The 12094-nt window shown below is 74.2% G+C and carries 7 protein-coding genes; 4 read left to right on the forward strand and 3 right to left on the reverse strand.

Translation table 11 applies throughout. The annotated features are described in order from the left end of the window. Nucleotides 1–775: 775 nt before the first annotated feature. The gene (locus FRADC12_RS19760) at nt 776–1987 is read right to left on the reverse strand and encodes an acyl-CoA dehydrogenase family protein (RefSeq protein ID WP_045877745.1); all 1212 of its coding nucleotides are present in this window, start codon (nt 1985–1987) and stop codon (nt 776–778) included. Nucleotides 1988–2071: 84 nt separating this feature from the next. Here FRADC12_RS19760 and FRADC12_RS19765 point away from each other — a divergent pair, with 84 nt between their 5' ends. After that, nucleotides 2072–2539 carry a TIGR03668 family PPOX class F420-dependent oxidoreductase gene (locus FRADC12_RS19765; protein WP_502685273.1) on the forward strand — a complete coding sequence of 156 codons (468 nt, stop codon included), beginning with the start codon at nt 2072–2074 and terminating at the stop codon, nt 2537–2539. 9 nt (nt 2540–2548) lie between these two features. Here FRADC12_RS19765 and FRADC12_RS19770 read toward each other — a convergent pair whose 3' ends face one another. Next, nucleotides 2549–3580 (reverse strand): Acg family FMN-binding oxidoreductase, encoded by a 1032-nt coding sequence (locus FRADC12_RS19770; protein ID WP_045877746.1) that lies wholly within the window; start codon nt 3578–3580, stop codon nt 2549–2551. A gap of 206 nt (nt 3581–3786) precedes the next feature. Continuing rightward, a complete protein-coding gene (locus FRADC12_RS28595) occupies nt 3787–6177 on the reverse strand; it encodes a serine/threonine-protein kinase (RefSeq protein ID WP_052711025.1) in 2391 nt (796 codons plus the stop codon). Nucleotides 6178–6474: 297 nt separating this feature from the next. On the opposite strand from FRADC12_RS28595, the gene FRADC12_RS31565 reads away from it, so the two are divergent. The 3 genes from FRADC12_RS31565 (at nt 6475) to FRADC12_RS19790 (ending at nt 12087) form a co-directional block, all read left to right on the forward strand. Then, on the forward strand, nt 6475–7134 hold the full coding sequence (locus FRADC12_RS31565; protein ID WP_045877747.1) for an HhH-GDP family DNA glycosylase: 660 nt from the start codon (nt 6475–6477) through the stop codon (nt 7132–7134). A gap of 170 nt (nt 7135–7304) precedes the next feature. Continuing rightward, the gene (locus FRADC12_RS19785) at nt 7305–9896 is read left to right on the forward strand and encodes a HelD family protein (protein ID WP_045877748.1); all 2592 of its coding nucleotides are present in this window, start codon (nt 7305–7307) and stop codon (nt 9894–9896) included. 112 nt (nt 9897–10008) lie between these two features. After that, complete coding sequence (locus tag FRADC12_RS19790; RefSeq protein ID WP_232303908.1) at nt 10009–12087, forward strand: ABC transporter ATP-binding protein; 2079 nt, start codon at nt 10009–10011, stop codon at nt 12085–12087. Nucleotides 12088–12094: the final 7 nt, after the last annotated feature.

Here is a 12094-nt window from a genome sequence, read left to right on the forward strand (position 1 = left end):
CTTGCACCGTAGCTCAGGCTGTCCGCAGGGCGGCCGGAGTCGTGCGTCCGTTCATATAGCTGCTCCCGCGGACGCCCGTCGACCGGAGGGCGAGGTCGGTGTTCGGTGCGGACCGATCCTTATGATCACGCGGTCAGCTTGCCTGGTCGAGGTCTGGTTGAAGACTCCTGATGGTGTCGTAGAAGGTCGTGGTGGGCCATGGGGGTGTCTCGGCGGCGGCCTTCCAGGTGAGATGCACCCGAGCCCAGCCGCCGCTTGCCAGCTCGACGACGATGCCATCCGACGCACACGAGCGCGCAGGACCTCGACACTCTGGCCTTGCAGCAGGTGGCCAACGGTGACCTCCAGGTGGAGCTCTCTGGTCATCGCCTCTCGCTGCTGACGTTCGACAGCTTCGCCTCCCCGAAGATCCCACCACGGATCTACAAAGACGGGTTGGTCGCGCACGGGGTCCTCTTCACATTGCCCGATTTGTCTACGTGTCTCGCAGGGTTATAGGCCACGCTGGGCACCCGCAGGTGCCCGACACGCCTGCGGCTTGGCGCTGTTCGGGTGCCCTTTTGGTTGTCCATGGTGGTGGTCTCTCGCTCGTGGGCCCCACGCCGGGCCTGGGAACCGCGCTCGCAATCATCGATCCGGAGACGGGTCCCATCCGTGTCCGGGCGACTGGGACGGCGAGAGGCGCGATGGGACGCCCATCAAGATCGACGTGGATGAGGAGTGGATGAGGTCGAGCGACCTCGGTGCCGGGCGGTGAGTGACCGCTAACCGCCGATCAGCGAATGTGCACTCCAGAGATGGCGCGGGCGATCACGAGCCGCTGGATCTCGGAGGTGCCTTCGAAGATTGTGTAGATCTTGGAATCCCGGTACATGCGTTCGACCGGGTGCTCGCGGCTGTAGCCGGCGCCGCCGAGGATCTGGACGGCCTTCTCGGTGACGGTGACGGCGACCTCGCCGGCCTTCAGCTTGGACATGGAGCCTTCGCCGGCGCCGAACGACCTGTCCTGCTTGCCCATCCAGGCGGCTCGCCAGATCAGCAGGCGGGCGGCGTCGATCTCCATCCTCATGTCGGCCAGGGCGAACGCGATCGCCTGGTTCTCGATGATGGGGCGGCCGAACGTCTCGCGGGTCTTGGCGTAGTCGAGCGCGTACTCGTAGGCGGCGCGGGCGATGCCGACAGCCTGGGCGCCGACGGTCGGGCGGGTGCGTTCGAAGGTCGCCATCGCGCCCTGGCCGCGGGAGTGGCCGCCCTCGCGGGCCTTGGCCAGTCGGGCGTCGAGCTTGTCCTTGCCGCCGAGCAGGCAGCTGCCGGGGACGCGGACGTCGTCGAAAAAGAGGTCGGCTGTGTGCGAGGCGCGCAGGCCGAGCTTCTTGATCTTCTTGGCGGCGACCAGGCCGGGGGTGTTCGGCGGGATGACGAACGTGGCCTGGCCGCGGGACCTGAGCCCCGGGTCGACGGAGGCGACGACGACGTGGACGTTCGCGATGCCGCCGTTGGTGATCCAGGCCTTCTGGCCGTTGATCACCCATTCGTCCGTGGCCTCGTCGTAGCGGGCCCGGGTGCGCAGCGAGGAGACGTCGGAGCCGGCGCCGGGCTCGGAGACGCAGAACGCGCCCAGCTTCGGGTCGGCCGCGTCGCCGTAGCACTGCGGCGCCCACTCGACGAGCTGGTCGAGGGTGCCGGCCGACGAGATCCCGGCCGCGGCGAGGCTGCTGCCCATGATGGCCAGGCCGATGCCGGCATCGCCCCAGAACAGCTCCTCGGAGGCGATCGGCAGCGACAGGCCGGTCTCGTCGCCGAACATGGTCGCGAGCGAGTCGAAGCCGTAGAGGCCGATCTTGGCGGCCTCCTGGATGACGGGCCAGGGCGTCTCTTCCCGCTCGTCCCATTCGGAGGCCGCCGGGCGGACGACCTCGGCGGCGAAGCCGTGCACCCAGTCGCGCAGCTCGCTCTGCTCGTCGGTCAGATCGAGGCTGAAACCCATCGCGGTTCGTTCCCCTCCGCTGTGCTCGCGTGGCGCAGACTGGTACCGAACGGTGAGCATACCGACGGGTAACTTTGGGCGGAAGTGGGTGACGGCGAGGTCGAGATGTCGCCGCACGAGGCACGTGCCCGATTCGCCGCCGCCCGGGTCGCGCGGCTCGCGACCGTCACGGCCGGGGGAGCGCCCCGGCTCGTACCGATCACCTTCGCGGTGCTGGCCGGTCCGGAGCCCGCCGGCCCGGGCAGCCTGGGGACCGTCGTGACGGCCGTCGACCACAAGCCGAAACGAACGCAGCGGCTGCGCCGCCTCGACGACATCCGGCGCGAGCCGCGGGTCACCCTGCTCGCGGACGACTACGACGACGACTGGACCGGCCTGTGGTGGGCGCGGGCCGACGGCCTCGCCCGGGTCGTCGAGCCCACGCATCCAGACCACGCGGTGGCGGTCCGCGCGCTCGCCAGCCGCTATCCCCAGTACCGCGAGCGGCCACCGGCCGGGCCCGCGATCTTGATCGTCGTGACCCGGTGGTCCGGCTGGTCCTACGCCCCCTGACCTGGACGGTCAGGTCATGCTGACCTGCTCCAGGACCTCGGAGACCGGACGGCGCTTCGTCGGGGCCATCGGCGCGACGGAGCGGTCCGGGTAGCCGGCGCGCAGGATCATCTGGGCGTGGCCGGCGCCGCCCGTCGCCGCGCGGACCAGTGCGCGGGTCGCCTCGATGTCGACCGCCTGGCCCAGCGGGGAGGTCGCGACCCCGGCGCTGGTTGCCGCCAGCAGCACCCGGCCGAGCGCGCGGCCGGCGCGCAGCCGGTCCGCCGGCCCGTCCGCGTCGGTGCCGAGCACGAGCGCCTCCGGGCGCTCGACCCGCTCGTCGTGCGCCGGGCCCGCGGCGGAGCCGGCCGACGCGGCGCCGGCGCCACCGGTGAAGTCGCGCAGCGGGAACTCGGCGTACTGGGGCTTCCCGCCCGCGTCGGCCGTCGCCCAGGTGATGCCGTCGACAGCGTCGGGGCCGGTACGGGTCCAGGCGGCGAGCTCGGCCAGGTAGTCCGGGTCGTGGTGCTCGAACCAGTCGGCCCTCGCTAGCAGTACCGCGAGCTCCACCCTGGCGTCCTCGCCGGTCAGCACCGACAGCCAGCAGCCCTCGGCCTCGGCTGCCTGGCGCAGCTCGCGGATCTTGTCCGCGGGCACCGCGCCGGGCCCGAATGGGCGGCGGTCGGTATGGCGCTCGGTGATCGCCGAGGCCAGCCGGGTCTCGTCCTCGGTCGGCGGCCGGTAGCCCAGGACCTCCAGCGTGGCCAGCCGCCCGGTGCCGAGATCCGGCCCGTCGGGCAGCTCGCCGACCTCGACGTCGAGCCCGGCCGCGCGCAGCGACAGCCAGCCGTTGAGCAGCGCGGCACCGCAGCTGACCAGCAGCTGGCGATGGTCCGGGTCGACGACGGGAAGGGCACGGCTCAAATCGGCGGACAGCTCCAGCGTGTCGCCGCGCAGCCGCCACTTCCACGGCTGGCTGTTGTGGATCGACGGCGCCAGGCCGGCGGCCTCGACCGCGGCCTGGACCTGCGCCGCGGAGATCGTCGTTCCTGCCATGGACATGGTCAGTCCCCTCGCTTCGCGGCCGGCCAGGGCGAGACGTGCCGCGCCGGGCCCGGCGCGGCAGCAGCCCCGGCAGCCGATGCCATCGTTACCGACTTCCTTCCCCGCGAAGCGCCGTCGTCCCGGACAAGTGCCGAAGTCCGGCCGGAGGCAGGCCGTCCCGCCCCGACGGAGCGGGTCAGACGGGACGGGTCAGACGGGACGGGTCAGCAGGACGGGGCGGGCGAGCCGTTCGTGCCGCTGTAGATGTAGGAGTGCTGGACCCAGCCACCGGAGAGCAGCTGGTCCCAGACGGTGTTGTTCCCGTCCGTCTGCTGGCAGCGCAGCACGACCAGCGAGCCGCCGAGCAGCTGGCCCACCGGGTCCGCGCCGAGCAGCGCGCTCGTCAGCGCGCCGACGACACCGCCGACGATCTGGAGGATGGACACGGTCTGGGTGACGGGGAACGGCCCGGTGTCCGGCCGGGGTGCGCTGGAACCGAGCTGGGGCCGGCTGACCGTGCCGACGCAGGCCGGCGCGCCGGTCGGCGCCGAGGTGCCGGACTCGACGTACCCGGCTGGAACCCAGCCTGAGCTGGTGTACAGCCACAGCCGGGTCGTCGTGTCGCCGGCCGTGACCTGCTGGGCGTACACCCCGCAGTAGACGTCCACCGGCGTGCCACTGGGAACCGTGCCGCGCGCGCCGCCGAACAGGCTGAGGGTCGTCGGGCCCAGGTAGACCGTCACAGGCCCGCCGTTCGAGCTGACGATGGTTGTGCGCGGGGGCGGGGCGGCGTCGGCCGGGAGGCCGGAGGCGCTCGGCTGGGCCAGCGGCGCCGTGGCCGGGCCGCTCGGCGGCGTCGCGACACTGATCACGTCCGCCGTGCCCAGGCTCGTGCCGTTGGCCGCCAGCTGGCTGGGGCCGGCCGTGTTGCCGGGTGCGCCGTTCACCCGGCCTGGCCCACCGCCTGGGCCGCCCAGGCCGGCCGGCCCGGGCGCGCCGGCCATCGGCTGGCCGTCGAGCCCGTTCGCGGCGGCGGTCGGGCCGCGTCCGGGGCCGTCGGCGTCGATCAGCGGCCTGGCGACCAGGGCCGCGATCAGGAGCATGGCCGCCACCAGCGCGAGCAGCAGCAGCCGCTGCCGGCGGCGATGCCGGCGCCGCAGCGCCCGAGTCCCCAGCTCCCGGGGTGCCGCCACGGTGGCTACGGCCTTGCCCGGCGCCGGGACCGGTTGCGCCGCCGGCGTGGCCGCAGGTACCGGCACCGGCGAAGCGGCGGCCTGTTCGCGCTGGGCCGGCCGGCCGTCGGCGCCAGACACCGCGACCGACCCGGCTGCGTCCACTGGCTGGGAGAACAGTGCGAACGCCGACCCGTCGATGACATCGACCCGCTCGGACCCCGCGCGCGGCGCCGCGGCGCGCGCACCGGCGGCGCGCGCACCGGCGGCGCGCGCACCGGCGGCGGCAGGCGGGCGGATCAGCGGTGAGGTGGTCTCGTTCGGGTCGTCGACCGGGTTGACCACCGCCGGCGCGGCCGGGTTGGCCAGCGCCCTGACCAGGCCGGCCAAGGCGGCGCCGACGCCATCGGCGGGCGTCGAGGCACCCCCCGCCAGCGGGACCGGCCCGCCGGCCCGCGCGGCGGTACTGGCCGGCTCGAGGACGGTCCCGGCGCGGCCGGCCGGGATCGGGGCGTCGACGTCCGAGCGGCCGCCGTTGACCAAGGCGAGACCGGCCGCGTTCCCGGGTGTCGTGCCCGGCGGCACCCAGTCGGCCAGCAGCCGCTGGGCGGCGGGCCCAGCCTCGACCGGGTCCACGACCGGCTGGCCGGTGAGAATCGCGACCAGAGCGGCGGCATCGGGCCGCTGGGCCGGGTCGCGACGCAGCGCGGCGGTGACGGCGGGCAGCACGTCCTCGGGCACGTCGTCCAGCGCCGGCTCGGTGGACAGGATGCGCATCGCGGTCGCGGCGGCGGTCTGGGCGTCGAACGGGTGGCGGCCGCGGGCGGCGAAGGCGACGCACATGCCCCAGGTGAAGACGTCGGTCGCCCGGGTCGCCGGGTCGCCGTTGAGCTGCTCGGGCGCCATCCAGGCGACCGTGCCGATGACGTCGCCGGTGCTGGTGTTGCTGGTGAGGTCCTCGGCCCGGGCGAGCCCGAAGTCGATGATCTTCGGGCCTTCCCAGGAGAGCAGGATGTTCGCGGGCTTGAGGTCGCGGTGCATCACGTTTGCGGCATGCACCGCGACAAGGCCCTCGGCGAGCCCGACGGCGAGAGTGACCAGGTTCGCGTCGCGCAGCGGCCCGCCGCGGGTCACCGCCGCCATCAGGTTGGCGCCCTCGACGTACTCGGTCACCATCCACGGTTCGTCGGCGTCCAGGTCGGCGTCCAGGACCTGGGCGACGCAGCTGCCGCGGACCCGGGCCGCGGCGCTGACCTCGCGGCGGAACCGGCCTCGGAACTCGGGCTCGTCCAGCAGGTCCGCCCGGATGACCTTCACGGCGACCGGCTGGCCGTCCGGGCTCACCCCGAGGTAGACGGTGCCCATACCGCCGGAGCCGAGCCGGCCGCGCAGCCGGTAGGGGCCGACGGAGCGCCGGTCGGTGGGGCCGAGGGGAGTCAACATGCCCGGGCCACTCCGAGGACTCGGGGCGCCGTCGGCCGGGCGCCACCGCGTCCCGTACCGGGCCGCCGGCGGCCCGCCAGGCATGGGAACCGGCGGAAGACCCCGTGGAGCAGCACAGCCGCGCTCCCCCCTCGCTGGTCGCGCCCGCGCCCGCCGGAACCGGTCGCTGACGTTCGCGGGCCACGGTAGGGCATATCGTCCCGAGAAATCCTCGCAGAGTGTTCTAGGAGTGTTGACAAGGGCTTTGTGTAGTCCGAGCCCTGAGTGACCGCGTGCGATCGTGGGTAAACGGTGGGAATGGCTGTAGCCGATCCCGAGGCTGTCGTGGCCGAGCTCTTCTCCCGGCATGGCCGGACGTTCGCCGAGGACTTCGCCGCCGACGTCCCCGCCGACACCGCCGAGGCCATGTTCCGGCTGCTGGTGTTCGCGACGCTCGCAAGCGCGCGAATCCGGTCCTCGGCGGCCCTGGAAGCGTCGAACGCGCTGTTCGACCAGGGCTGGACCAGCCCTCGCGTCATGGCCGAGACCACCTGGGAGCAGCGGGTCCAGGTGCTCAACAAGCACGGCTACGCGCGGTATGACGAGAGCACCGCCCGCATCCTCGGCGAGTCCTGCCACTACCTGCTGGAGACCTACGACGGCGACATCCGCGCGGTGCGTGAGGCTGCCGACCACCACCGCGACCGCGAGCACGACCTGTTGATGCAGGTCAAGGGCATCGGGCCGGTCGGTGCCGACATCTTCCTGCGCGAGGCCCAGGCCGGCTGGGACGAGCTGATCCCGTTCGTCGACGCCCGCACCCGCCAGACCGCCCGCGAGCTGGGCCTGCCCGCCGACCCGCGACGGCTGCTCACCCTGGTCGAACGGGACCAGTTCCCCAAGCTGGTGGCCGCGCTGGTGCGCAGCCGGCTGGAGCACGACACCGAGGATGTCCTCGACGCGGCGTCCGCTCGCTAGCCTGCGTCGGCTCCGCGCGCGGGGCTGGGAAGATAGCTGATGGCTCGGCTGCTACGGTGCAGGCTTCGCGCCTGTCGCCGATGCGGCCGCCGAACGAGCCAGACACACCAGCCGAGCCCGTCCGCCCCCGCCGGCCGCGGAGCGTGGGCTCCCAGCCGCGGAGGAGCGCCGTGTCGTCGACCCGTGACCCGCGGCTCGCCCGCGAACAGGCCTACCTGGACCTGCTCTACTCCCGGCTCGACGAGGTCAGCGACCTCACCCGGCGCCAGCTGCGCCAGGTACTCCTCGAGGTCGGCACCGGGACCCCGCAGTCGGTGGTCGAACGCGACGTCTTCGCGGCCACCCACGCCGAACGGCTGGCCAGGCTCGAGGCGGCCGAGGGCCGGCTGTGCTTCGGAGCGATGGACCGTTTCGACGGCGCGCGCACCTACATCGGCCGGATCGGGCTTTCCGACGCCGAGCAGGAGCCGATCCTCGTCGACTGGCGCGCACCGGTCGCCACGGCCTTCTACCAGGCGACGCTCGCCGACCCGCGCGGGCTGACCCGCCGCCGCCACCTGCGCACCAAGGGCCGCGAGGTAACCGGCGTCGCCGACGACCTGCTCTCCGTCGGCCCTGGCGAGGCCGGCCGGCCGGCCCCGGACGCCGACGGCCCCGCCCCGGCCGTCGACGCGCCCACCGGCGACACGATGCTGCTGGACGCGCTGTCCGCGCCGCGCACCGGCCGGATGGGCGACATCATCGCCACGCTCCAGGCCGAACAGGACCGCATCATCCGGGCCGACGCCCGGTCGGTGCTGGTCGTCGACGGTGGGCCGGGGACCGGCAAGACCGCGGTCGCCCTGCACCGGGCCGCCTACCTGCTCTACACCGAGCGGGCCCGCCTGGAGCGCTCCGGCGTCCTCATCGTCGGCCCCAGCCCGGTCTTCCTGCGTTACATCGACCAGGTGCTGCCGTCCCTCGGCGAGACCGGCGTGGTGTTCGCGACCCCCGGGCGGCTCTACCCTGGCGTCGCGGCGACCGCCACCGACCCGGTCGCGGTGGCGGTCCTCAAGGGCGACGAACGGATGGCCGCCGTGCTCGCGGCCGCGGTGCGCGACCACCAGCGGCTGCCGCGCCGGACGATCGAGATCCTCCATGACGATGACCGGGTGCTGCGGCTCGACCGGGACACCGTCGCCCGGGCCCGGACCCGGGCCCGGCGCAGCCGCCGGCCGCACAACGGCGCCAGGCTGGTGTTCCTGCGCGAGCTGCTGGACGAGCTCACCAGCCAGGTCGTGAAGCAGATCTCCGGCGGGCTGCTCGACGACGACGAGCGCGCCGACGTCCGCGAGGGCCTCTGGAGCGACCCGGTGGTCCGCCGCGAGCTAGACGCGCTGTGGCCGCGGGTCACGCCGGCGCAGCTGCTGGACCGGCTCTACACCGACCCGAACCTGCTCGCCCGGGCGGTCGCCAGGACCCTGACCCCGGCCGAGCAGGCTTTGCTGCGCCGCGGCGGGCCGGCCAGCTCCGGCGGGCCGGGGGACCCGGGCACCGCGCCGGCCGGCACCGGCGGTGCGGACCTGTTCAGCGCGCTGGAGGCCGCCGAACGGCCGGCACCGGCGCGCGCTGGCCGGGTCAGCCGGGTGTGGACGGTGGCGGACGTGCCGTTGCTGGACGAGGCGGCCGAGCTGCTCGGTGACCCGGACGAGGGCAGCCGGGCGGCGGCCGAGGCACGGGCCGCCCGCGAGCGCGCCGCCGAGATGCGTTACGCCGAGGACGTCCTGGAGATGCTGGGCCTCGCCGGCCAGCTCGACGCCGAAACCGTCGCCGACCGCTGGCGCGGCCCGCGCCGGCGGGCGAGCGCGGCCGAGCACGGCGCGACCGACCGCGAGTGGGCGTTCGGCCATCTGATCGTCGACGAGGCGCAGGAGGTCTCGCCGATGCTGTGGCGCCTGCTGTGGCGGCGCTGCCCGGCGCGCAGCGCCACCCTCGTCGGCGACCTCGCCCAGGCGGCCCGCCCGGGTGCCCCCACGAGCTGGGCGAAGGTCCTCGCCCCGCATGTCGGGGACCGGTTCCGGGTGGAGCGGCTCACCGTCAACTACCGCACGCCCCGGGAGATCATGGACGTCGCCGCCGACGTGCTGGCGGTGGCCGTGCCCGGCGCGACGCCGCCGGAGTCGGTCCGCTCGGTCGGCGAGAAGCCGCTGGCGATCCGGGCCGGCCTGCCCGGCGGCCAGCCTGACCAGCGGCAGTTCGGCGGCGGTCCGGCTGACCGGGCCTGGGCCGACCGGGGCCAGGCCGACCGGGGCCAGGCCGACCGGGCTCGGGCCGAGGCGGCTCTCGTCGACGCGGTCGTCGCGGAGACGATCCGGACGGCCGGGATGATCGGCGAGGGCCGGATCGCCGTGATCACAGCGCCGCCGTCGCTGCCGGCGGTGCGCGCCGCGCTGTGGCGGGTCGCCCCTGAGCTGCTCGGCGCCGCCGGGAACCCCGACGCCGCCGCCCGGAACGGCGCGAGCTCCCGGACCGGCGCCGCCGCCAGGAGCGTGGACGGGACGGCCGCGGACGTGCTGGACGCGCGGGTGGCCGTGCTGAGCGTCGCCGACAGCAAGGGCCTGGAGTTCGACGCCGTCCTGCTGGTCGAGCCGGCGGAGCTGCTCGCCGGGCCGACCCGCGGCCTCGCCGACCTCTACGTCGCGCTGACCCGCGCCACCCGGTCCCTGACCGTCGTGCACACCGGCGAGCTTCCAGCCGTCCTCGGCCAGCTCGCCGCGGCCTGACCAAGGGCCGAAAACTGTCACATACCCGAGTTAGGTTCTCCGGTTGTCAGGTGGACCTAGCACGGGGGTGGTGGTTCCTGTGGCGGAAGACTTCAAAGACTCGCGGGCGGAGGTGTCGGACCCGACAGGGGTGTCGGCGGCGCGGCCGCGGGCGGCGGCCGGCCCGCGGGTGCCCGCGATCCCAAGGGCGACGGCCTGGCTGCTGGGCCGGCTCACCGGGAGCACGACCGCGCGCCGCAGCGTGCGGTTCTTCGACGACGCGGGGCCGCGGCTCGTCGCGATCATCGTGCTGGACCTCGCCGGCGCGCTCTCCTTCGCCGCCGCGCCGTTCATCCTGCGGCACCTTATCGACACCGGCCTCGCGGCGCCGCACGGGAACTTCGCGCTGATCATCTCGATCGCGGCGCTGCTCGTCGTCGCGCTGTTGCAGGCCGTCGCCAGCGCGATCTCCACGGTGCTCAGCTCGGGGCTCGGCGAGCTGGTCGGGCAGCGCGCCGGGCAGGCGGTGCACGACCAGCTGTTGCGGGTGCCGTTCGCCTTCTTCCCTGGGCAGCGCCAGGGCGACCTGTTCACCCTGTTCGGCCAGGACGCCGGCGAGATCGAGACCGCGGTCGCGATGGTGCTGCCGCGCGCGGTGACGACCGCGATCAGCGCGGTCGTCGGCGTCGCCACGATCGCCGTCCTCGACTGGCGGCTCGCCGCCGTCTCCCTGCTGCTCGCGCCCGGGGTCTTCGCCCTGCTGGCGGTCGGGCGCCGGGAGGGCCGCAGCCTGTCCGTCGAGCTGATCAAGCTGCGGGTGAAGCACTTCGCCCAGATCAGCGACACGACCGGCGTCTCCGGCGCGCTGCACATCCGGCTGTTCGGCCGGACCGAGCACGAGTCGAGCCGCTACGCCGAGATCGCCGAAGGCATGCGCCGGACCGCGCAGCGGCGCAACCGGGTGAACGCCCGTGCCGGGCTCATGTCGTCGGCCGGCTCCGCCGTCGCGGTCGTCATCGTCGTCGGCTTCGGCTCCTGGCTGGTCAGCACCGACCGGGCCACGATCGGGACGCTGCTCGCCTTCGCGAGCGCTCTCGTGTACGCCTACCGGCCGGTGACCGGGCTGGCCGAGAGCCGGTCGGATCTGCTGGATGCCGGGGTCGCCTTCGAGCGGGTCTTCGGGCTGCTCGACGTCGACCCGGACGTGCGTGACCTGCCGGTCGTCGGGACCGGGCGGCTCGCCCCCGCGGGGAGGCCGGCGCGACCACCACTGGTGCCCGAGCAGCCGGGCCAGGCCGGTACCGGCTACACGCGGGCCTGGCGGTCGGCGCCGGAGATCCGGATCGAGAACCTCTGGTTCCGCTACGAACGCGACCCGAAGTCCGACTGGACCGCGGCCGGCCGTGAGCTCGGCCGGCGCTGGTGGGACGTCCAGGGCGCCGAGGCTGCCGAGAACCAGCGCGAGGAGGCCGAGCTCGCCGCCGCGGCCAAGGCCGCCGCGGGCGCCGAGCAGGAGTGGGCCCTGCGCGACCTGAACCTCATCGCCGCCGCCGGCGCGAAGACCGCGATCGTCGGGGCGAGCGGTGCCGGCAAGAGCACGCTCGGCGGTCTGCTCGCCGGTCTCTATCTGGCCACCCGCGGCCAGATCCGCTGCGACGGCGAGGACCTCGCGACGATGGACTGGCGGCGGCTGCGCTCGATCGTCGGCGTCGTCCCGCAGGACCCGTACATGTTCCACGACACGATCGCCGCGAACATCCGCTACGGCCGGATCGCCGCCACCGACGCGGAGCTGGAGGCGGCCGCGCTCGACGCCGGTCTCGGCTCGTTGCTGGAGAAGCTGCCGAAGCGACTGGCGACGGTCGTCGGCGCGCGGGGCTACCAGCTCTCCGGCGGCGAGCGCCAGCGGGTGGCCCTGGCCCGGGTGCTGCTCGCGGACCCGCCGATGCTCGTCCTCGACGAGGCGACCTCCCAGCTCGACTCGGTCACCGAGCAGATCGTGCAGGAGGCGCTCGCACGCCTGGGCGTCGGCCGCACCCGGGTGGTGATCGCGCACCGGCTGTCGACCATCGTCGACGCCGACGTCATCCACGTGATGGCGGACGGACGGGTCGTCGAGTCCGGCAGCCACGACGACCTGCTCGCCCGCGACGGCGCCTACGCCCACCTCTACGCCCGCCAGCTGGGCGACGACGACCCCGCCCGATCCTGACCAGGCT

This window comes from Pseudofrankia sp. DC12 (genome assembly GCF_000966285.1).
Lineage (GTDB): Bacteria > Actinomycetota > Actinomycetes > Frankiales > Frankiaceae > Pseudofrankia.